Raw genomic sequence first — 25,575 nt, forward strand, 5'->3', positions numbered from 1 at the left:
AAATCATCATTCCAAACCAGACAATTTGAGCGCCAATTCCACCGTGATCTAAATTTCTTGTTGGCATCGTCTCCCCGGGGTTGGGGAGAAGAAAATGCCAAGCAAAAATACACTCAGGGGCGATGCGTCCGACGGCGACTATGTGGCGACGGCCGGGGCGGTTGAAGCACCGGTTTATGCGTCAAGCCTTGCTGCGGAAAATACCTACAGATCTTATCAATGGTACCTGGACGGGTATCTGACAGTCGGCGGCGACGAATCCGGAGCAAACGTCGACAAGATTTCGATCGAGTACTCGGGATCCGGAGTCAAGGTCGGCATTATCGACCAGGGATTTGATATTTCGAATCTCGATCTGGTCGGCCGGTTCGATATCAAGAACAGCTTCGATCCCCGGGATACCACGGGCGTCACGAGCATAGCGCCGGACAGCGCCGCGGAGGCACATGGCACGTGGGTCTCCGGAGTGATAGGCGCATCGGCAACCAACCAGTTGGGAGCGGTCGGCGTTGCTCCGGAGGCAACGTTGGTGGGTTACTATGCGAGGTTCGGGTTTGGCGGTTCGTCGGTTGACGAACTCGCGCATCTGCTCGCGCTGCAAGTCAATGTCGACGTGTCGAACAACAGCTGGGGCTTCAGCAACGCATTCTCTGACAATTTCAAGAACCCGGCCTGGGACGGCGTCGAAAACGCCCTCGCCAATGCCGTGGAGAACGGCCGCGGCTCGCTTGGAACCATCTATGTGTTCGCCGCCGGCAACGACCGTCAGAATATTTCTCACACCACGGCGGATGGAGACAACACCAACAACCATAGCATGACCAATAGCCGGCTTGTGATTACCACGGCGGCATCGACCGAAGACGGGCATATCGCCAACTTCAGCACGCCGGGCGCGTCGATCCTGGTGACGGCCCCCGGCGATTCCATCCTGACGACGGCGCTGAACAATGGTGACGGAGATGCGACCAACGACTTCACTTTCGTAAGCGGAACGTCTTTCGCCGCGCCGGTTGTTTCCGGCATCGTCGCCCTCATGCTCGAGGCAAATCCGGACCTCGGCTACCGCGACGTTCAGGACATTCTCGCCCTTTCTTCCCACAAGCTCGATCCGGCTTCAGCGGGCTGGACGACGAACGGAGCCACCAACTGGAACGGCGGCGGCAACATCGTCAGCCACGACTATGGATTTGGCCTGGTCGACGCGCACGCGGCGGTTCGCCTGGCGCAGACCTGGACCGAACACAGCACCGCGGCAAACGAACAGGTCATCAACGTCACGGGGAACGTCGGATCGAACACGTTGCTGGCGCAATCCGGTTCCAATTCGTTTGTATCGACGGTAACCGGTAACTATGAGCATTTTTCCATCGATTGGGTGGAGATCGATGTCACTTTGAAGAATGCGCGTAACGGCGATCTCAAAATCGAGCTGATCAGCCCGGACGGCACCGACAGCGTGCTTCTTGATCATCCGGGCGGCGGAACGAACGCCTCCGGCAACCTGAATTTCACCTTCTCCACCAACCATAACTGGGGCGAGACACCGAACGGAAACTGGACGGTCGTCATTCACGACACCGGCACCAGCGGCACCGATTCGATCGTGTCCTATGCCTTAAGAATTTACGGCAACGATCACGGAGCGGACGATACCTATTTCTACACGGACGATTTCGCCGCCGCGGCCGGCGACCGCAGCGTGCTCAGCGACGGCAGCGGCAACGACACGATCAACGCCGCGGCCACCACGACCGACCTCGTGCTGGATCTCAATCCGGGTCACAGCTCCACCATCGCCGGCCGTCCAATTGAAATCAGCGCCGGCACCGTGATCGAGAATGTATTTGGCGGCGACGGCAATGATCTGATCATCGGCAACGACGCCGACAATCGCCTCGCCGGCGGACATGGCCACAACATGCTTCAGGGCGGCGCCGGAAACGACACCCTGGATGGCGGCCCCGATGGCAGCATCCTTGTCGGCGGCATCGGCAATGACAGCTATGCCATCAGGTCCGCGGGCGACGTTGTCGTCGAGAACGCGAATGAAGGTACGGACACGGGGCTGGTCTATATGAGCAGCTACGTTCTAGGGGCGAATATCGAGAACGCATCGGCTGAACTGACCAGCGGACAAACCCTTACCGGCAACGACGGCGATAACTGGCTGCGCGGTAACGTCGGCAACGACACCCTGGTCGGCGGTGCCGGCAACGACACCCTGATCGGCGGCGGCGGCAACGACGGCTTGTTCGGCGGCACGGGGAATGACCAGTATGTGGTCGACTCGCTTGGCGACGCGATCGTCGAATATCCCGGCGAAGGCATCGACGCCGCCTTTGTGCTGGTAAGCGGCTACACGCTCGCTGGCAACGTTGAAACAGGCGTTATCGGCATCGATACCGGCGCGACCCTCACCGGCAATGATGAGAGCAACGTCCTGATCGGCGGCCATGGCAACGATACGCTGATCGGCGGCGCCGGCGACGATTACATCTGCGGAAACGCAGGCGCCGACGCGATGATCGGCGGCATGGGGGATGACCAGTACGTGGTCGACAATCTCGGCGACACCATCGTCGAGCACCCCGGAGCAGGAACGGACTACGCTTACGTCGGCATGACCGGCTATGTTCTCTCGGACAACGTCGAAATCGGCGTCGTTACCGGTACTGCCGGAGCAATGCTCATCGCCGGCCATTGCGATACGGTGCTCTGGGGAAGTTCGGGCGACGACACCCTGATCGGTCGGGAAGGCAACGACATCATTTTCGGTGGCGCTGGTGCGGATATGATGTTGGGCGGCGCCGGCAGCGACACCTACTTCGTCGATAATCTGAGTGACAATATCATCGAGCATCCGGGCGAAGGCATCGATACCGCTTATGTGGACGTCAGCGGCTACACCCTCGCCGACAACGTTGAACTTGGCGCGGTCGCAACCATCGCCGGAATGACGCTTTCCGGCAACGCGGGTGACAACTGGCTCTGGGGCAACGCAGGAAACGACACGCTCCATGGCGGAGCCGGCAATGACTTCCTGTCCGGCGGCGCGGGCGCCGATACGCTGGCCGGCGGCGCCGGAAATGACGTCTATATCGTCGACAACCAGAACGAAGTTGTCTTCGAAAATGCAAACGAAGGATACGACACGGTCTTTTCGTCGGCTGCCGATTACACCATCGCCGCCAACGTCGAGGCCGGCGCAGCATTGTCCGACGATGGCGCAACGTTGCGTGCCAACGACCAAGGCAACTCGCTGTGGGGCCGCCAGGGTAACGACACGCTGATCGGCGGCGCCGGCAACGACACGCTGGTGGGCGGCGGCGGTCATGACATCCTGACCGGCGGCGGCGGCAGCGATACGTTCGTGTTTAAGCGCGGCGAGGCCGCGGGAGACACGGTTACCGACTTCTCGGGAACCGACCATGGCGACCTGCTGGCGTTCTCAGGCTATGGATCGGCGGAAGACGGGGCCAAGTTCACCCAGATCGACGACACGCACTGGGAAGTCTCTTCGGCCGATGGTTCGGTACACGAACAGATCACGTTTGCAGCGCATGCCGCGATCACCGCCAACGACTGGCATTTCGTGTGATGACGCAGCGTCATGGCGCAACCCATCAAACGCAAGGGGCGGGCCTTGGCCCGCCCCCTTCGAATTTGCGGTCGTCAGACCAACAACAGATCGTGGGCGTTAATCCCAGCAAGAGAAGTCGCATTGTCGAACGTTGCGATCTTGACATCGTTCGTATCGGTCAAGCTGCCATTTCCGTTCGCATCGAACCATAGCGTACCGGCAGAGCCGCCGACAACGGTGTCGAGCACGAACAGCGGCTGCCCGGTGAAGCCGCTATAGCTGGTGTCGGTCACGTCGGTGATCAATAGGCCGTCGGCTTTCACGTGACCGGTACCGTCATCGAGAACAAGATTCTCGTTGGCCGTGAAGAACGACGACTTGAACGCGAAGGTATCGCCCTGGGCATGGGAGAAGCCGAAGATCTGGTCTTCGCCGGCATTCACGGCGGTGCCGGCATCGGATTGCAGATTGTATACGAACCGATCGGCGTCATCGCCGCCACTCAGCGTGTCAGACCCGCCACCGCCGATCAGCACATCATTTCCGCTGCCGCCGTTCAGCACGTCGTGCACATCGCCGCCGGCCAGGCGGTCGTCGCCGCCGAGGCCGTTAAGGATGTTTGCGCCGCCGTTGCCAATCAGGACGTTGTTGCTGCCGTCGCCCGTCAGCGTGTCGCCGGCCGAACCACCTATCAGGTTTTCAATGCCCGTGAGGGTGTCGAGGCCGCCGAGACCGTCGGCGACGTTACTGGCACCGCCGGAAGTGAGGGCGATGTTGAGGCCGACGCTGCTTGACGAATAGTTCGCGGTATCGCCGCCGACCCCGGTAAGTGCATTGACCACATCATGCGCACCGCCGGTCAGAATGTCGTCACCGGCGCCGCCGATCAGAATGTCGTTGCCGGCGTCTCCGACCAGCAGGTCGTTGCCGGCGCGGCCGTCCAGGGTCTGCGCAACGGCAGCCCCGAAGTCGCCACGGAGATTGTCGTCGCCGGAAGTGCCCAATACAACCTGGCCGGCTGCGCCGTACGGAGCGACCGACAGTCTTGGGTGATCCGGGGTAAACGTGTTGCCGGATAGCCCGAGTTCAATCTCGAGGTCGGTTGGGTTGTCATACACGTTGGCGAAAATCTTCGAGCCGCCGGACGCACCGAAGTCGTTGTTGGTGATGGTGAGGTCATCCAGACCGTCAATGATGAAGTGGTTGCCGTTGTCGGCGAACGTATTGTCGTCGAACGTAGAGTCGTGAACGCCGGGATTAAGGTACATGGCCGTACCCCAGTTCTCGACCACGTTGTGCAACACTTGAAGATTGGACGTATTGGCATTGTAGGTGGTCAGGATCGCGGCCTGCGTCGACTCAGAATGCACGGCTGCGGTTTCATTCAGGATGGAATTCTCCACCGTGATGTTGGCACGGGCGCCGTCGATGAACACGGCTGCCCGCTGCTGGCCGAAATCAGCGCGGCCGTTGATGATGTTGAGACCGTCGAGTGTCACGTCGCTCGCGGTGAGCCGGAAGCCTCCGTCGATGATCGATTCCGCGCCGCGCGAAGCGTAGCCCGCCACGCCGTGATTGGCGCCAAGGATCGTCAGAGCTTTGTCGACGACTACGTTCTCGCTGTAGGTCCCGGCCGCGAGCAGGACAGTGTCGCTTGCCCCTGCCGCAGTCACCGCAGACTGCACCGTGGTGTAGTCGCTTCCGCTTCCGACCAGAAACACGTCATGATCGGCGAAGTCGAGCCTGCCGATATGGTCGGCGGTGTCGATGGCATCGTGTACGTCGACGCGGTTGTCGGTCACGGTCACCGTCGTGCCGTCAAACGCGATGGTGTAGTCGCTCTGGTTGCCCGAGAGCACCAGCGTATCGATCCCATCATTGCCGTGAACGATATCGTTGGCCGCCGTCGACGTGATCATGTCATCGCTCGTTCCGCCGAAGAACTCGCTGGGCACGGTGATAGGACCAGGATTAAGCGTCGAGTTGGTGAAATGCAGCACCCCACCGACCGGCTGGTAGCCAATGAAACCGACATCGGTGAATTGGTTGCCGTTGATCGTAATTAACGAACCAGCGACCGTCGTGGCCGGCGCACCGAAGGACGAAGTGCGGATACCGGCATCGGCGTTGGTGAAGGTATTGTTCGAGACGTTGATCAGGCCATTGAAGGGGTCTGGCGAGAAGAACACCACGCCGGCCGCGAGGCCGCCGGCCGTGTTCGGTCCGACCCGATGCATGTTCTCGAAGGTATTGCCGGTGATATCCAGCGGACCGGCCGCATCGGCGACCAGCACGCCGATATCGACGTGGTCGAAGGTGTTGCCCTGGACCTCGCCGGTAGCCTTGTTGAGGTTGAACACCAGCGGAACGTTGTTGTCATCGCCGGTGTAGACACCCGCGACGCCGGTGAAATGGTTGTCCTTCAAGTGGACCGAACCACCCTCGAACAACTCAAACATCTCATTGTAGCCGGTCGCCGTGACCGCGTTGTTCGCGAAGGTGAAATCATAGCCGCCGCCGTAGCCAAAGTAGAACGAATTGGCTGCGTTGGTGGTGAGGCTGAACACACTGTCGGTGATCGCGAGCGTCTGGTCGGGCGTTCCTTCATCGAAGATGTGATCGCCGTTGATCGAAACGCCGTTGATGGCGACGTTAATGGCGTGGTCGCCAAGATCGATAACGCGTGCAAGCCCGGTGCCGTCGATGACCGTTTCTGCTCCGCGCGTCAGGTCGGTCCCGTCTTTGCCGTGGTTGGCGCCGAGGATCGTCACGTTTTTGTCGATATTGAGCGCAGCCGTGGGTGTGTACGTTCCGGCGGCCAGCAGGATGGTATCGCCCGCCGAAGCGTGATCGATCGCATCCTGGATGCTTAGATACGCACTGCCGGCTTGGTTCTGATCGACCAGATGCACCGTTTCGGCGAACGCCGGGCCGCTGCACTGGAATACGATCTTCTCGACGCCACGGAACTCATGGGTCTCGCCCGCGTGGGCGTTTATGCCGGTTGCCGTCCAATGTGCCTCCGGACCGCCAGTGAAGGTCAATGTCCAGTCGAAATCGAGATCTCCGTCGAGCGCGATGGTGTCGCCATAGCGGGTAACATTCGCCGCAATGTTCTCTATACCAGACAATGTATCGGTGGCGCCGAACGTATCGGTGGCGTGCAGGGCCGCGATCCCCGCATAAGCGGTCGCGGACAGGTTGACCACAACCGCATTCGGGCCCGTTTCGGCCGAGTAATCGACTACGTCGGTGCCCAATCCGCCCGTGAGCGTGTCGGCACCGGCGTTGCCGACGATATAATCGCCGCCGCCCCGGCCGTCGATTACATCAGCCCCGGCGCCGCCGGTGTAGAAGTCTGCCCCGTCCGATCCGACCGGATGAATGGCGGTCGTTTGGGTGGCGGGAATGAGTTCGAGATCGTCATTGGTGAACTCGATGTTGGTGTAGCTGTTGGCGTTCAGGCCCTGGTTGACGACGGTCGGTTCCGTGGTCATGACCCCCGTATTGAGGATGCCGTAATCCGCCGTGTCGAGGGTATTGTGCTGGATCGTGCTGCCGTTGCTGTCGATCAGCCACATTCCGGCGTCGCTGGTGCTGGTGCCGACATAGTGGTTATCGGAAATCGCCAGTCCGTTGCCGTTGAACACCAGCAGGCCGACCACCGTGTTGGCCCCGGTAAAGCCGAGCGCCGAAATATCATTATTCGTGACGCTGCCGGTCGACCCGCTCGAAAGTTGAATACCGTTCTGAGCAATGATCGTCTGTACGCCAAAACCGATCACGTCGTTGTTGTCGAGCGTGACATGGGCGTTGCGGATTACGGCGCCGGTCTTCTGGAAGCCTTCGAGGGTCGAGTTGGACAGCGTGAAGTCGTGCGGCGCACCGATGGTGTTGGAGACAACCAGGTCGTTGCCGCGTTGCGTGCCGGATAGCGTGGTCGCGTTCACAAGCGGATCGCGAATCTTGTCGATCGTCACATGGTCAACGGTTCCGGACGCGTTAACATAGGCGATACCGTCGAAGTCGCCTGCGACTCCGCCGATCCCGATCCCGATCTGCGACTGGTTACCTTGCTCGTCACCGTTGATCGACAGATTTTCAATATTGACGTTGAGCGAGCCGTTAACCGTCACGATGCTGAACAGAGGCCGGAGGCCGAACGGGCTATTGGCATCGTTCGCGAAGCTCTGCATTCCGGCTGGCGCCTTGACGATAACGCCGGCCTCACTCTGGCCGACGATGTGCAGCCCATCCTTGCCGGCGCCGACGTGCACCTGCTCGGTGTAGATGCCGTTCCTGATCTTGATGGTCTCGCCGGAGCCGTCAGCCGCGCCCACCGCCTGCTGGATGTGGTCGAAGGTGCCGATCAACTGGCCGCTATGGTCGTACAGCTGCACCGCCTTGGTCGGGTCGAGCGTGGTCCAGGCTGCCGGATTGTTCGGGTAGCCGTTGTCGAACGCGAGGTGCTCGATATCGGTCAGCGTATCTGTGCCGCCGGGACCTGTGACCTGGCTGAAGCCGGTCACGAAGCCGTTGCCATCGGTGGTGTAGGTAACGGTCGAGGCGCCGGCAGAGCCGCCGATCACCGCGGTGTCGTTATCCGCGCCGCCGTCGAGGATATCGTCGCCTGCCCCGCCGAACAGCGTGTCGTCGCCGCCATTGCCGTGGAAGGCAACGCCGACCGGCGACGGCCCGGTAACGCCGGACGCATTGAGGGTGTTGTTGCCCGCGTCGCCATTCACGGTGATGGTTGACGTGGCGACGCCGGTCGAGCCGAGATCGCCGGAGATGATGACGCTGTCGCCACCGCCATTGGTGTTGATGACGATCTCTTCGACGTCGATGGTGCGGACTTCGTAGTTCGCATCGGTCGCCGCGTCGGACGCCCCGGCATGAATGTTGATGCCGAGATAGCCGCTCGAGATCGGGTTGATGTTGAAGGTCTCTGTGGCGCCGGTGCCGTTGACGATCTGCTCGTCGCCGTCAACCTCAACGCCCGCGCCGCCGTCGACGGTGTCGATGCCGTCGCCGACCGTGTAGGTGAACGTGTCGTCACCGGTGCCGCCGCTGAGCGTGTCGTCGCCGAGACCGCCGACGATGATGTCGTTGCCGCCCCCGCCATTGATCACGTTGTTGCCGGACGAGCCAGTGAGCGTATCGATGCCCGCGCCGCCGGTGACGTTTTCGATTCCTGCGGCCGTGGTGAAGCCGGCCGCCGACTGGGTGCCGGAAAGATTGACCGTGACGCCCACACTGGTGCCTGCGTAGCTGAGCGTATCGCCCGCGCCGCCGGCCAGATTGATGGTGGCGCTCTCGACGCTCGTGACCGTGCCGGTATCCAGGCTCACGATCTGGTTGGCGCCGTTGAGCACGACCGTGATCGTATCGTTCGCCGCCGTGCCGCCGATCGCCAGCGTGTCACTATCGGCACCGCCATCGATCAAGGTGTCGGGGCCACTGCCCGCCGTGTAGGTGATCGTGTCGTCACCGGCGCCGGCGTGAATCGTGTCCGCGCCGCCACGGCCGTCGAGCACGTCCATCCCGCTCGTGCCCGTGAAGTTGTCAGGCGTGGAAAGTCCCTGCGGCGTCGCAATTACCGAAGGAACCGCCGGCACGATGCCATCCGGCGATGCCAGATTGGAGGCGGATACAAAGAAACCGGCCAGATTTATCGTGCCGCCGACTTCGTCGAAGTTGATAACCGCCCAAGGCTCCAGTCCCGCGTTCGTGTTGGCAGTCGGCGAACGCGTGACATTTACGTTGTTGCCCGTGCCGGTAAAGCTCGCGAAACTCGCCAGCCGATAGAACGCCATCGCGTCCTGGCCATAGGCGCCGGTGATTGTGAGATCGTTGATCGCCACATTCCCCGCCGGATCGAAAGGCCCGACATTGGTGATGTCGCTGCCATCCTGCGAACCGCGCATCTGGATCGCCTTCTGGGCGCCAGCCGCCGGATCGTGGATCGATACGTCATCGATCGTCAGGTTGCCGTTGAAGCCGAACAGCAGGATATCGCCACGCCCGCCGCCGGTCGTATTCGACGCATTGTTGGAGAATTCCGAATGCTGGATCGTCACCGCCCCGATCGTATCGGTGAGCGTCGGTGTTGTGCCGTTGCCGGTGCGCACATACGCCAGGCCATCCTGGGCGGCATTCTGGATTGTGACGTTGTCGAGCGTCAGCGATCCCGTGTTCATCGGGGAATTCGCGGAGACGAACACGCCGTATTGCTGGCCGGTAGCGTCGATCTTGACGTCCTTGACGATCAGCGCGCCATTGAGGGTGCCGTCAACCGTGATTTGGCCCGCGATCGTCGTCGCGGACGGGCCGCTGTCGTCGACGCCGTCGATCGTGAGCTGCTTGCTCGTGATCGTGACGTTCTCGCTGTAAGTCAGTGCCTTGAGCTTGATCGTGTCGCCGCTCGCATGCGCCGCGGTTACCGCGGCCTGGATGGTGTCGAACGTGCCGATCAGGTCGTTGCCGGTGTACAGCAGGACGTTCTTGGTGAGATCGAGGGTGGTGTTGTCGAACTGCAGCAGCTCGACACCGTGGGTGGCGTCGACATTTCCGGCACCGTCGTCAACCGTCGCATCGATGCCGGCGACGCCGGGCGCCGCGAACGGATCGAAGGCGACATGGTAGGCCGACAGATTGCCGGCAAACACGCCGATATCGGCGTTGCCGGAATCGGCTCCATCCGTGCCGCCGTACAGCGTGTCGCTGCCGGCACCGCCCGTCATTGTGTCGTTGCCGCCACCGCCGGATAGCGCGTTAGCCACGGAGGAGCCCGTGAGCGTGTCGGCATTCGATCCGCCAATTACATTCTCGACGCCCGCGATCGCGGTCGGCACTGCCGGTGCGATGTTGCTGAAGCCGGGGGCTGTGCCAGCGGCGAGATTGACCGTCACCGCCACCGAATTGCCGGTGTAATCGAGCGTGTCGGTGCCGCCGCCCATGTCGAGCGCGACCAATTCGACGCCGGCTACCGACGCGGTATCGATCGAGGTGATTTGGCTCAAACCGTTGAGCTGGACCGAGACGGTTTCACTGGCGCCTGAGAGCGGACCGGTGAATCCGCCCTGTCCTGCGACCAGCAACACGTCCGCCGTGGTCTGACCGCCGCCGGAGATGGTGTCGGCGCCGTCGCCGATGACATGGAAGAACACGTCGTTGCCGGATCCGCCGGTCAGGATGTCCGCGCCGGCCTTGCCGTTGAAGAAGTTGTCGTTATTGGTGCCGTGGAAGTTCTCGCTGCCGGAGGTACCCTGCAGGTCGATGTCGAATGCCGTCGGCGACGGATTCGAATTGGTCGCGCTGACCGGCTGGCCGGACAGGTCGATGGTGCCGCCGATATTGTCGAAGTTGATGCCGGCGAAACCTGCGCTGACGTTGACCGTGAGGCCGGACAGCGGGCCTCCGGCATCCGGGTCGAGGAAGGACAGATTGGCGCTGGAGAAGGTGTCAGCCGCGACGCCCGCCTTTACATAGGTGCCGTTGACGGTGACGTTGCTGAACGACACGGTGCCCATCGGCGCGGCCGGCGACTGGCCGACCATCTGGATGCCATATTCGAGGCCGGTCAGCCCCGGATTGGTGACCGACACGCCGGAGAGCGTGACGTTGCCGTTGTAGTGATAGAAGTAGATTTCGCTCTCGCCGGACGACCCCGAGTTCACCAAGGCCGCGCCCGAGAATTGCGCGTTCTGGATGGTGACGCCGGCCACACCGGTGGCGTTGTTCAGGAAGAAGCCGGCATAGGCGCCGCCCGAGACGTTACCGTTCTTCAAGGTGACGCTGGCATACTGCGCGGTATTGGCGACCGAAACGACATGGTTCGGCGTACCCGAGCTGTTCGCCACCAGATCGATGTTGTCGATCACCAGCGACTGCACGGCGCCGCCGTTGGCGATGGTAAGCGCGGACGATGCGCCGCCATTGATGGTGACCGAGCCGATACCCTTCAGCGTGATGCCGGCGGAAACCGTTACGGACTCGTTGAAGCTGGAGTCAATAGCGCCGTTGATCAGAACCGTGTCGCCGGCAACGGCAGCGTTTACACCGTCCTGAATAACATCAAATGTGCCGACAAGGTTGCCGCCGTGGAAGACCTGGACGGCCTTGGTCAGGTCGAACGTGGTGCCGCTGAACTGCAGCACCTCGATGCCAGAGAGCGTGTCAGTGCCTTCATCAATGGCACCCGTGTTGACGGCGGTTTCAGCGACCGAGACAAAACCATCGACAAAGCCGTTCGCATCGGAATGCGTGACCACCATGTAGTTGCTGACCACGTCGTCGTAATTCGCGGTGTCCTTGCCATTATTTCCTTCGAGGTCGTCATTGCCGGCGCCGCCATCGAATGTATCGCCCAGCGCCGAGCCATAGGCGCTGTCGTTGCCGCCGAGGCCATGGAAGGTGAATGGGCCGGGACTGGCAGGGAACACGAGATCGCCATTCAAGGTATCCCCGAGTTCGGTTCCGGTGATGACCGCAGCGCCACCGGTGTAGTTGGGATAGATCTGGACCGGATGCGCGTGGAGGCCGGTGTAAGTATTGCCGTACACGAAGGCCGAGGCATCGACGGTCTGATCGGCGGACAGAACCTGGATTTCGCCGCCAATCGTTTGTTCGATGGTATTGCCGGTGACAATCGTCGACTGGGATTCCGTATTGACGGCGTTGCCGTTGGTGTCATCGAACAGGTTGCCGGTGATCGAACCGGCGGTGCCCGCCACGATATAGGTCGCGACGCCATAGCCGGAGAATTGGTTGTCGGTGATCTGCAGGCCGGTCAGCCCGCCATTGGTGATCACACCATATCCGTCAAGGTTGTCGTCACCCTGCAGGACCGAGTTTGTGATCGTTGCGGCATTGGCTGAAATGTAGACGGCCGCCGGATCGGTGACATCCGGTGCAAAATTGCCGTTGCCATCGATTTTGACACCATCGATGGTGACGCCGGCGGCGGTGATATGCACGCCGCCCGTCAAGACGGATTCCGCCCCTCGACCGCCCGATGTGCCCGATGTGCCGCTGTTGGCGCCGAGGATCGTAACGTCCTTGTTCAGGTTGACGGCCTCATTGTAGGTGCCCGCGGCCAGACTGATGGTGTCGCCGTCGACGCCGGTGTTGATAGCCGCCTGGATCGTATTGAACGTTCCAACCAGATTGCCGCCGTGGAACAGCTGCACCTTCTGGGTCAGATCGAGGGTGGCGTCGGCGAACTGCAACCGTTCAATGCCGCTCAGAGCGTCGGTGCCCTCGGCGACGAGGCCGGACGGCCCGGTCTCCTGCACCTGGCTGAAGCCGGTGACCCGGCCATGGCTGTCGGTGGACGCACTGATGGCGTAGTTCGACCGCACATCCTGATAGGCCGCGGTGTCGATGCCGAGCCCGCCGTTCAGGGTGTCGTCGCCGCCAAGCCCGGTCAGCAGGTTGTCGCCGCTGTTGCCGGCGATGACGTTGGCAAGGCCGTTACCGGTGCCTGAGGTGTTGTTGTAGACCGAAGTGGTCAGATTATCGAAGTTGAAGCCCTGGTTCTGGCCTGTACCGGAGCCGTCCTGCGTCGCGCCATTGGCGCTCGGCCGGAAGAACACGCGGTCGGTCAGATTGGCTGTCGCGTTGGCGTTGTGTGTGCCGCCCAACGCGTCGTGATAGTTCTCGAACGTCGTCGTCTTACCGATGTACTGGCCGTCGAGGTAGACATTGATGATGTCGTTGTCCTGCCCGTCGACATAGCTCAGCCGCAGTTCGAGGTGGTGCGATTGGCTCGCATCGACGCCGCTGGCAAGCGTGATGTTGCCACTGAAGGCGGTGAAGTCATTGGTAGTGAAGTTACCGTCAAGCTTCGGCTCATTGACCGCAATGCGAATGCCCTGACCCGCAATAGACTCAATCACCATGAAGTTGTTGCGGTCGGTTCCAGCCACGTTGCCGAAGTCGATCTCAAGCCTGGAGTTGTCGGGCGTCGAGTTGACAGCCTTGAAGTCGAACGAAATCGACTGGCCGTTGAATGCCGCACCGGTTGCCTGTTCACCCGCCGCCGCGCTCAGTTGCGGCGAGAACGGGCCGGCGAAGTCCGCAACCGACGGATCGCTCGACATGTGGAAGGCGTAGTTGCCTCCGCCAAGGTCGACAACGGCCTGATCGCGCGGGGCGTTGGGACCGTTGACCGTCCAGCCGTCCTCGCCGTCGGTGATCGGCCCGAGCCCCATGTTGTCGAAGATCTGGGTATCGGTCAGGTGCGTGCCGGTCTTGTCCTGCAGCGTCAGGTTCTCGACCTCGTTTCCGAGCGTGTAGCTGTCGGTGGTGCGCACCTCGTCCGCTGTACCGCCACCGGGCTGCTCGACGACCACGTCGTTTGCAAGCACATTGTAGACGTCGCTTCCAGCACCGCCGGTGAAGGTATTGACGTTGGCATCGCCCGTGAACGTATCGTCGCCGGACGTCCCAATCGCGTTTTCGACATTCGCGATAGTGGCAAAACCGGTCGCGCTGCCGGTTTGCAGGTTGACCGCAACGGCGTTGGCGCCCGAACCGGAATAATCCAGCGTGTCGCCGCTGCCGCCGAGACCATCCGCGGTATGAACCTCGATGCTGGTCGGCGACATCCCCTCGATCGAGGTGATTGCCTGCGAACCGTTGATAGACACATGGATCGTGTCATTGCCGGCCGTTCCAAATACGTTCAGCGTATCGCTATTGCCGCCGCCATCGAGAACATCGATGCCGGCCTCGACCGTGTAGTTGACGATATCGTTGCCCGCGTTGCCATGGAACGTGTCATTACCGTGGCCGGAGTAGAACGTGTCATCGCCGGAACCCCCGGTGAACACCACCTCATGCGCACTGGACAGATTCCGGGCGTCGACGGTCTCGCCGAGCGAGCCGGCCGAGCCGTCGATCGTGAAGGTGTTGACGTTCACTCCCGTTCCGGTGAAGTCGCCGTTGATTGTAACGGTTTCGCCGCCGGACAGCGTGATATTGACTTCCTCGACTTCCGAGACCGTCGCCGTGCTGGTGCCATCGGTGATGGTGAAGTTGCCGGCACCCGCGGTCAGGGTGAGGTTGTGACCATTCGCTGCAACCTGAAGTGTGTCGGTATCGCTATGGGGGGCGCCGTTGTTGCCGCCGTCGATCGTGTCGTCGCCGTCGCCGGCGTTCCACACGATCGTGTCGTCGCCGCCGTGACCGCTGATCGTATCGGCATCGCCATTGCCCTGCAGGAAGTCGCTCTGGTCGTCGCCGTCCATGAGATTCGCGTTGGGTCCGCCGATCCAGTTGACCGCAACCGCGTCGCCCGTGAGGTTTGCCGGCACGCCGGTGACCACGACATCGCCGAAGGCCTGAAGCCCCAGCGCGCCAGGAACGGTCGAATTTACCGTTACCGGATTGTTGAAGTTTACGGTGTCGGTATCGGTGGGATTGAAGCCGACCGCCACCGCCGACGAGTTGTCGGTGAACGTATTGCCGGCATTGAGGTTGAGCGTGGAAGATCCCCCCGTTACCGGCGCGACCAGCACGCCCGCCGAGCCGAATCCGTTTTCCGAAGCGGAGAAGTTGTCAAAGGTCGAACCGCTGATGTCGACCACCGCACCGTCACTTACTTGTACGCCATAATCCAATGTGCCGGGGAAGCTGCCGACTTCGTCCTGGCCCGTCTTTGCCGTGAAGTGCGAACCGGTGATCGTGACCAGCGTCCCGGTGTCGAACGCCGCGAGCCCGCGCCGCTCGTTCTGATCGAAATCGCTGCCGGTCACCGTCACCTGCGCGCCATCCCACGCTACGACGCCAGTGCCGCGCGGCTCGTCGCCGACATCGGCTCCGATGTTGGTAAAACGCATGTTGGTGATGGAGCCGTCCCCACCGTCGAACAGTATGCCTGTCGAGACATCGACGCCGCCTGCCATCCGGTCGTTGCCGTCCACGGTAAAGCTGGAGAAATTTACCGTGTGGCCGTTAGCGACGGTGATCATTGCCGCCGTTGAAGAAGACTGCGCATTCGCAATCGGGGTCGCCGCAAGCAGGGTGGTGAATCCCGCGCCTCGGCCGATGATGGTGATGTCTTTGTCGATCGTTACCTTGCCGTCATTCGGCGTGGTCTCAAGCGCAATGGTGCCCGTGCCCAGCAGAATGGTGTCGCCGTCCAGCGCCGCAGCAACTGCATCCTCAAGCGAGGCATAACCGCCATTGCCGACGAGCAGGAATTTGCCGGTCGGAGTCCCGGCCGGGTTGAGGCCCTGCACGGCCTCGACGGTCGAGAGCGTATCGGTGCCTTCGCTGCCGCTGGTAACCGTCCAGCCGCCCGATCCGTTGGTCGTAATCATGCCGGCCGTAATCAAGCCGGCATAAGTCACGGTATCGACGCCGCCATTGCCGGTGAAGGCATTGGCCCCGTTGGTACCGTGCAGCGTATCATTGCCGGCACCGCCCATGGCGTTTTCAAAATTCTGAATGTCGTCGTTGCCAACCGATGCGCCGACCGCCGTGCCCGCCGTCAGATCGATGGTAACCGCCTGAGTTGCTACCGAATAGTCCGCGGTATCGCCGGTTCCGCCGGCGCCATTGACAACATCGTTGGCGACGACATTGGCCGCCTTGAAGGTGTCGTTGCCGCCGCCAAGATTGCTGAACGTGATGGCGTTGGCGCTGGTGAGCGCGCTTGCGTCAAGCGTATCGCTCCCGGTGCCTCCAGCAATGATGATGCCCCCCGCCCCGGTCGAGATACCCGCGCCTGCAAGATTTCCAGTCAGCGTGACGGTATCGCCGCCATTGCCGAGCTGAACCTGCAGGCTCTCCATGCCAAGAGCATCGACTTCCGCCGGAGCGCTGCCATCGGTATTGACGATCAGGTGACCGGCGCTTTGGGCGACGGTAAACGTCGCCGATGTCGCACTGGGCGCACCGGCCGTGAAGTTGATAAGGGCAAGCGTATCGGTGCCACCCTCGCCATCGACGGTGTCATGTCCGTCGCCAGTGTCGTAAACCACAAGATCGCTGCCGCCACCGGCGTTGATCGTGTCGTCGCCGGTCGAGCCGATGAATGCTTCCGCGGCATTGGTGCCGGTGATGATATCGCCGGTCACGACACCGTTGACGACGATCGGCTTGCTGCCGAGGGCGGCAAAGGACGGACTCGTCCCGTAGGTCCCGCCGTTCACCGTCACGCCAGTCAGATTTAACGTGCTGGTGCCGCCGGCGACGTAAGCTCCGCCCTGCGGACCGCCGTCGATAAACAGACCGGTCCAGGAGGTCTGGCTGCCGGCGCCGCCCAACGTCAGGCCGTTGGCAAAGCTAAGGCCGTTATAATTGTCATAGCCCTGGACGTAGACGAGCGTCTTCTCATAAGTGCCCGACACCGTGACCTGATCGAAAGTTACCGTGCCGATCGCATGATCGACTGAATGGTCGGTGCCGTCGAACCCGGCAAACTGAATGCCATTGTCGGCGGCGCCCGCAACGGTTCCGGTGGTTCCGATAACACTCAGGTTCTTGAGCGCGGCCGAGCCAGTGAAGTTGAAGAACAGCAGGTCACCAGACCCACCACTTGACGCGTTGTGGCCGGATGCGGTGAAGGTCGCGGTCTGCGTTCCACCGACGCCCGGGTCGTCGCCGTCAATGGTGACGGTTAGCCCGCTGCCGCCACCGATGATGGCGACGCCATCCTGGCCAAAGCCGGATGCCGAGGTGGCGACGAGTTCGATAGCGCCATCGCTCATCCCCTCATAGGAACCGTTGAAGAGAACTCCAACCGTGTCAGGCGCGATGCCGTCGCCGGTAATGCTGAGACCTTCGAAATGAACAACGTCGCCGGCGCCAGACACTGCGCCTGGCTGGATCGTAAAGCCGCTATGGCTGCCGGCATTGACCGTGGCGGTGCCGCCGACCGCCTTGATGGTAACCGCTTCGGTGATGTCGACCGGCCAGGTACCGGCGGTGAACGGGCCCGAGGCCGATTGCAGCTCGATGATGTTCGCGCCGGCATGCGAGTTGGCGTAGTTGACCGCGAGGTCAAGCTCGCCCGCCTGGAAGCTGGCGAGCAGGACGTTGCCGCTTGCGTTGAACACCAGCACCGGCGCGTCTAGCACCAGGTCTGAAGGATCGCCGTTGAAGTGCAGCGTCTCAACACCGTGCACGGTGTCGGTGCCATCGCGATTGGCGACAGAGTCCGCCACGGTATAGACACCGGGGCCCGTGCGCGTGACGGTGTAGTCCGCCTGGTTGCCGGTGAATACCGCGGTGTCGTGACCGGAATCGCCGCCCTCGGTGCCGCCCCAGATGATGTCGTCGCCGCCGCGGCCTTCCATCGTGTCGTTGCCGTCATTGCCGCGAACGGTGTCGGCAAGGTTGGCACCAGTAAAGTGGTTGAGCGCACCTGGCCCATTCACGTCCGTCACGTTCGCAGCCAGGTCGATGTGGACATGAGCCGCGCTGGATACGCCGCCGGCCGCGTCGGTCGCGGTTACGGCGATGCTGCGATCTTCCGGATTGAAGCTGAAGGTGGTGTCGTTGTCGTGATAAAGAACGGTCTTCAGGATGCCTTCGAACACCGACGGTGACACGCCGCCGGGATCGTTTGCCATGATCTCGAGGTTGTCGGAGCCTTCGCCGCTTACCGTGAAGCCGATCGACGTCAAATACGCCGATGCCCCGGGGGGCAATGTGAGCCCCTCGGTACCCATGCCGTCCGTCGTGCCGGTATCGGCGGTGAGATGAAGCGTGATCTTGCTGATCGCATTGTCGATGTCGGTCACCGTCGCAACGGCCGTTGCGACATTGATGGCCGTTGCCCCGGACGTGTAAGGATCGGAGTTGCGGTCGATGCCCGCCGGGGCGCCGTTGAGGTCGACAACCGGGTTATCGTTGACCGGATTGACGGTGATCGCCACCGTGTCGGTGTCGCTGAGCGAGCCGTCCGAGGTCACCACGGTCAGCGTGTCGGCGCCGTTGAAGTTGGTGGCGCCCTGATAGGTCAGGCTGGTCAGGATCGTGTTCATCGCCGCCGGCGTGGTCGAGGCGATGGTCACCGTGTTGCCGCCGCTGCCGCTTACGCCGGCACCGGTGACATTGAGAACGCCGTGAGCCACCGACAGCGTCACCGTGACGTTGCTGTCGATATCCGCCACGCTCACCGCGATCGGCTGTGGCGTGTCTTCCGTCGCCGTGACTGATGCCGGTACCGTGTTCACCGGCGCGTCGTTCACCGCGGTGACCGTATAGCTGACATTCGCGGCATTCGACTCCAGACCGCCGATGACGTCCTTGGCCACATAGGTGAAGAATGGGTTGGGCATGACCCCGGTGGTGTTGTAGTCGGCATTGGGAGTAAACGTCAGCGTCTGGTCGGCGTTGAGCTTGACGACGCCGCCGGTCACCGCAACCGTACCTCCAACCACGATCGCCTGACCGGCGACCTTCGAGATCAGGTTCGGCTTGCCGCTCTCCGCGTCTGAATCGTTCGCGAGCGGGTTAAAAGTGATCGCGGTGTCTTCGGCCGTGGTGAAGAAATTGGGTGCCGCGACCGGCGCGTCGTTGACGGCGTTGATGTGGATCGCCACCGTCGTCGGGGCGGATTCCACCCCTGAACTGTCCTTCGCGGTATAGGAGAACGACACGTCCCCGTTGAGGTCCGGATTGGGCTGAAATGTCAGCGTCTGATCCGCATTGAGCGACACCGAGCCGCCGCTGACCCCAACCGTACCGTTGATGGCGATGGCGGTGCCGTTGATGCGCGCCACCGCGACAGGCGCACCGTCCTCGACGTCGGCGTCGTTAGCGAGCACCGACATGCTGGTGAGACCAGTGAGACTTGTGTCCTCATTGGTCGTGAAGCTGTCGGCGACCCCCACCGGCGCGTCGTTGACGGAATTGACGGTGATGCTGAGCGTCGACGAGGCGGTACCGCCTTGGCCGTCCGCGATGGTGTAATTGATCACCACCGGGCCGTTGCTGTTGGCGGCCGGCGTGAAGGTGATGGTCTTGTCGGCGTTGATCACCGCGGTGCCGAACGTGGCGCCGCCCTGTACGACCGCAGACGTCACGCTGAGGCTGTCGCCATCGACGTCGCTGTCGTTGACCAGCACGTTGTAGGTGACCGAATTGTCTTCGTTGGTGCTGGTGGAATCCCCGACCGCGACCGGATTGTCGTTCACCGCATTGACGGTGATCGACACGGTATCGGTATCGCTGAGCGAGCCGTCCGAGGTTACCATGGTCAGGGTGTCGCTGCCGTTGAAATTGGCAAGGCCCTGATACTGCAGCGTCGACAGAATCGCGTTGACCGCGGTGGGCGTGTCGGACGCGATGATCAGCGTGCCGGTGCCGTTGCCGGTCACGCCCGCCCCCGTGGCGTTGAGCACGCCGTGATCCACCGACAGTGTTACCGTGACGTTGCCGTCCACATCCGCAACGCTGACCGCGTTGACGCCGGTGAACGCAAACGACAGGTCTTCCGTCGCCGTCACCGCCCCAGGTGCCGTGCCCGCAGGCGCATCGTTCACCGGCGTGATATCCAGTGAAGCCGTCGAGGATGATGTCAGCGAGCCGTCCGACGCCGTGTAGGCAAAGGTCACCCCGGTGTCGTCGTTCGATGCCGGCGTATAGCTCCAGGTGGTGGCGTTGAGCTGGATCAGCGAGCCCAGGCCGGACTGGATCGTCAGTGAGGTGATGGTCGGCGTGGGCCCGTCAACATCGGTGACGCCTGCCAGAAGCTCCGCCGAAGTGATAACACGCACTCCGCTATCCTCGGCGATCGCCGTCAGCGTCACCGGACTTGCAACCGGCCCGTCGTTCACCGGCGTGATATCGAGCGAAGCCGTCGAGGACGACGTCAGCGAACCGTCCGACGCCGTGTAGTTGAAGGTCACCCCGGTGTCGTCGTTCGATGCCGGCGTATAGCTCCAGGTGGTGGCGTCGAGCTGGATCAGCGAGCCCAGGCCGGACTGGATCGTCAGCGACGTGATGGTCGGCGTGGGCCCGTCAACATCGGTCACGCCCGCCAGAAGCTCGGCAGCCGTGATGGTGCGGGCACCGCTATCCTCGGCGATCGCCGTCAGCGTCACCGGCGTTGCAACCGGTGCATCATTGACCGGCGTGATATCCAGCGAAGCCGTCGACGATGACGTCAGCGAGCCGTCCGACGCCGTGTAGGCAAAGGTCACCCCGGTGTCGTCGTTGCCGGCCGGCGTGTAGCTCCAGGTGGTGGCGTTGAGCTGGATCAGCGAGCCCAGGCCGGACTGGATCGTCAGCGACGTGATGGTAGGCGTGGGCCCGTCAACATCGGTTACGCCCGCCAGAAGTTCGGCAGCCGTGATGGTGCGGGCGCCGCTATCCTCGGCGATCGCCGCCAGCGTCACCGGACTTGCAACCGGCGCGTCGTTCACCGGCGTGATATCCAGTGAAGCCGTCGAGGACGACGTCAGCGAGCCGTCCGACGCCGTGTAGGCAAAGGTCACCCCGGTGTCGTCGTTGCCGGCCGGCGTGTAGCTCCAGGTGGTGGCATCGAGTTGGATCAGCGAGCCCAGGCCGGACTGGATCGTCAGCGACGTGATGGTAGGCGTGGGCCCGTCAACATCGGTCACGCCCGCCAGCAGTTCGGCAGCCGTGATGGTGCGGGCGCCGCTGTCCTCGGCGATCGCCGTCAGCGTCACCGGTGTTGCAACCGGTGCATCATTGACCGGCGTGATATCCAGCGAAGCCGTCGACGATGACGTCAGCGAGCCATCCGACGCCGTATAGGCAAAGGTCACCCCGGTGTCGTCGTTGCCGGCCGGCGTGTAGCTCCAGGTGGTGGCATCGAGCTGGATCAGCGAGCCCAGGCCGGACTGGATCGTCAGCGACGTGATGGTCGGAGTGGGCCCGTCAACATCGGTCACGCCCGCCAGAAGCTCGGCAGCCGTGATGGTGCGGGCGCCGCTGTCCTCGGCGATCGCCGTCAGCGTCACCGGACTTGCAACCGGCGCGTCATTCACCGGCGTGATATCCAGCGACGCCGTCGAGGACGATGACAGCGAGAAGTCCGACGCCGAGTAGCCAAAGATCACAGCGGCAGCGTCATTCAAGGCCGGCGTGTAGCTCCAGGTCGTGCCGTTGACCTGCGTCAGCGAGCCCAGACCGGACTGAATGGTCACCGTCGTGATGAAAGGCCCGGGCCCGTCGACATCGGTTACGCCCGCCAGAAGTTCGGCAGCCGTGATGGTGCGGGCGCCGCTGTCCTCGGCGATCGCCGTCAGGGTCACCGGACTTGCAACCGGCGCGTCGTTCACCGGCGTGATATCCAGCGACGCCGTCGAGGACGATGACAGCGAGCCGTCCGACGCCGTGTAGGCGAAGGTCACCCCGGTGTCGTCGTTGCCGGCCGGCGTGTAGCTCCAGGTGGTGGCGTTGAGCTGCGTCAACGAGCCCAGGCCTGATTGAATCGTCAGCGAAGTGATGGTCGGCGTAGGCCCGTCAACATCGGTCACGCCCGCAAGAAGCTCGGCGGCCGTGATGGTGCGGGCACCGCTGTCCTCGGCGATCGCCGTCAGCGTCACCGGACTTGCGACCGGCGCGTCGTTCACCGGCGTGATATCGAGCAAAGCCGTCGAGGACGACGTCAGCGAGCCGTCCGACGCCGTGTAGGCAAAGGTCACACCGGTGGCGTCATTCGACGCCGGCGTATAGCTCCAGGTGGTGGCGTTGAGCTGCGTTAGCGAGCCCAGGCCCGATTGAATCGTCAGCGACGTGATGGTCGGCGTAGGTCCGTCAACATCGGTCACGCCCGTCAGCAGTTGCGCAGCCGTGATGGTGTGGGCGCCGCTATCCTCGGCGATCGCCGCCAGCGTCACCGGACTTGCAACCGGCGCGTCGTTCACCGGCGTGATATCCAGCGAAGCCGTCGAGGACGATGACAGCGAGAAGTCCGACGCCGAGTAGCCAAAGATCACAGCAGCAGCGTCATTCAAGGCCGGCGTGTAGCTCCAGGTCGTGCCGTTGACCTGCGTCAGCGAGCCCAGACCGGACTGAATGGTCACCGTCGTGATGAAAGGCCCGGGCCCGTCGACATCGGTGACGCCCGCCAGCAGCTCGGCAGCCGTGATGGTGCGGGCGCCGCTATCCTCGGCGATCGCCGCCAGCGTCACCGGCGTTGCAACCGGCGCGTCGTTCACCGGCGTGATATCCAGCGACGCCGTCGAGGACGACGTCAGCGAGCCGTCCGACGCCGTGTAGGCAAAGGTCACACCGGTGGCGTCATTCGATGCCGGCGTATAGCTCCAGGTGGTGGCATTGAGCTGCGTCAACGAGCCCAGGCCGGATTGGATCGTCAGCGACGTGATGGTCGGCGTAGGCCCGTCAACATCGGTCACGCCCGCCAGAAGCTCGGCAGCCGTGATGGTGCGGGCACCGCTGTCCTCGGCGATCGCCGTCAGCGTCACTGCACTTGCAACCGGCGCATCGTTCACCGGCGTGATATCCAGCGAAGCCGTCGAAGACGATGTCAGCGAGCCGTCCGACGCCGTGTAGGCAAAGGTCACCCCGGTGGCGTCGTTCAAGGCCGGCGTATAGCTCCAGGTGGTGGCGTTGAGCTGGGTCAGCGTGCCCAAGCCGGACTGGATCGTCAGCGACGTGATGGCTGTCGGCTGCCCGTCCGGATCGCTCACCCCTACCAGAAGTTCGGCGGCCGTGATGGTGCGGGCGCCGCTATCCTCCGCAATCGCCGCCAGCGTTACCGGACTTGCAACCGGCGCATGCCCGCCTTCGGGAATGGTAGGCCCAAGGATGATGTTGCTCGCGACGTAGAGATCCGATCCGTTGAGGTTGTGATAATGATCAAACGTATAGCCAATTGTCGACGCGATCGAGGTATTCACGATCCCGGAACCGGTGAGCGTAAATCCGTCACCAATTCGAATTTGATCGTTCACGCCTCCGACGACGTAGAGGGTATTGCCGGGGGTTATCGACGTGACATCCGCGCCGGTAACCGAAAGCGCAACGGCGGTGGCCGGGGTGTTGTCGAGACTGATCACCTCGACGTTATGCATCTTGGACGCGCTGGCGCTGACATCGAAGGTCTGCGATCCCGCGATGGCAACCGTGTCGTTGCCTGCGCGCCCGTCGATGCTCGCGAAATTTCCATCCGGGATGATGACGGTGTCGTCCTGGCTGCCGCCGATCAGGGTGTCGGCGCCCCCGTTACCGATAATCGTCAGGGCGTAGTTGGTGACGGCGGTGCCGTCGAACTTGTCGACTGCGGCGCTGCCGACGGCAATCAGCGACGTGGTCGACAGCGTATTTGCAAAATCAAACTCGCCGCCCGCCGCCAGTTGCACCGCCTCAATCTGCGATATGCCGGAATTGTTCGCGAGGCTGACCGTCCCGTTGGTGGTGATCGTCAGGGCATCGGCGCCCGCGCCGCCGATTACGATGTCAGCGGAATTGAGGTCGGCGGCAGCAAACGAAAACACGTCGTTGCCGCCACCACCCCTGAAGGCATCATTGCCGGCGGCCGCGCTGAACGAAACCGTGGTGCTGACGATGCCGCTCGCGTCGATGCTGCTGTTTGCCGCGTTGTCGACGACGAAGAACGCGCCGATGCCGCTGCTCGCCACCGAGGCGTTATTCAGCGTCACGTTGATATCGCCGCCGGTCAGGATCAGCGTCTCGACGTTGCTCACATTGGTGAATGCACCGGCGGCAAGCAGGCCGCCCGTTGTTAGGTACAGCGCATCGGTGCCGCCACCGCCCTGCACGGTATCCACCGATGTCAGATCCGCCGCGGCGAATACGAATGCATCAGTGCTCGCTCCGCCCCTGAACGTGTCGCTTCCCGAGGCCGCGACCATGATGATCGGAACGTTGAGGGTAACTGCGCTGGCATCGACGGTATTGGTGCCGCCCTGGCTGGCTACCGCGAATGCGCCAATGGTCGAGTTTCCAACCAGCGGGTTGCTGAGCGCGACGTTGTTGCCGGCGGCGCTGAGGACGAGCGCTTCGAGTCCCGAAAAGTTTTGAAAGGAGGACGCGGCCACTGTGCCGCCGCCGAGCAGCAATACGGAATCGATACCGGGGCCGCCGATAACCGTATCGGCGGAAGTGAGATTGGCCGGGGCGAAGACGAATGAATCATTGCCGACGCCGCCGGTGAAGCTGTCGACGCCCGTCCCGGCATTGAAGATGATCGTTCTCGGGATTCCAACACCGCTGGCATCGACGACGTTATCGCCGCCGAGCGAGGTAACCGTAAACTGGCCATTCCCCGATGTTGCGAGCAGATTATTCGTCAACGTTGCGGTATTGCCCGCCCCGCCGAGCACCAATGCCTCGACATTGCTGACGTTGCTAAGCGCGGCAGGGCCGAGCCCGCCGGCTGCATTCAGGAATACGATATCGAAACCGCCGCCGCCGGTGATGGTATCGGCGCCGTTCAGACCAGACGGCGCGAAAAAGAAGATGTCATCGCCGGAGCCGCCGCTGAGCGTGTCGTTGCCGGAGGCCGCCTGAATGAGAATGCCAATATTGTTGCTGATGCCGCTTGCATCCACAACGTTGTCGCCGCCCGCTTCGATGACGCTGAAATTGCCGTTGCTGGTGCCCGCGACCAGTCCATTCGTCAGCGCCACAGAATTGCCCGACGCCGACAGGTGGAGTTCTTCGATATTGGTCACCCCGGCGAATTGAGGGGCGGTGATGGCGCCGCCCGCCGTTACGGACAGGACATCGATAAATCCGCCTGTCGCGCCGCCGGTTATGGTGTCGGTCGGTTGTAAATTTGCCGGGACAAAAAAGAACGTATTCAGTTGCCCGGCGGTACCTGTGAACGTGTCGGTACTGGCCGTCAAAGTGAAATTGGACATTCAAAAAACCCCTATGTACGCGGCGGAATATTGCCTTCAACGGCAGGGGCGCTGAACCTTAAGATTGAAAATGATGCACGCCACAACCTGAAAGATAGGTAATTTCTTATTTTTTACGCTTTTTTAACTCTTATGCGCCGCACATGCGAAGAGTCAATG

General features: G+C 62.3%; 2 protein-coding genes. One reads left to right on the forward strand and one right to left on the reverse strand.

Annotated elements, in window-relative coordinates; translation table 11 throughout:
* The first annotated feature begins 94 nt into the window (after positions 1 to 94).
* Positions 95 to 3,601 carry a S8 family serine peptidase gene (locus tag VGP39_RS24810; protein ID WP_327570732.1) on the forward strand — a complete coding sequence of 1,169 codons (3,507 nt, stop codon included), beginning with the start codon at positions 95 to 97 and terminating at the stop codon, positions 3,599 to 3,601.
* Between the two features lie 74 nt (positions 3,602 to 3,675).
* On the opposite strand, the gene VGP39_RS24815 is transcribed toward VGP39_RS24810, so the two are convergent.
* Positions 3,676 to 25,416, reverse strand: coding sequence for a beta strand repeat-containing protein (locus tag VGP39_RS24815; RefSeq protein WP_327570733.1), 21,741 nt, complete (start codon positions 25,414 to 25,416; stop codon positions 3,676 to 3,678).
* Between the last annotated feature and the right edge of the window lie 159 nt (positions 25,417 to 25,575).

Source organism: Bradyrhizobium sp. (assembly GCF_036009065.1).
Classification (GTDB): Bacteria; Pseudomonadota; Alphaproteobacteria; order Rhizobiales; family Xanthobacteraceae; genus Bradyrhizobium.

Bases quoted from the DNA above. Each gene is read 5' to 3' on its own strand.
- VGP39_RS24810 (WP_327570732.1), top strand. From the start codon at position 95: ATGCCAAGCAAAAATACACTCAGGGGCGATGCGTCCGACGGCGACTAT.
- VGP39_RS24815 (WP_327570733.1), bottom strand. From the start codon at position 25,416: ATGTCCAATTTCACTTTGACGGCCAGTACCGACACGTTCACAGGTACC.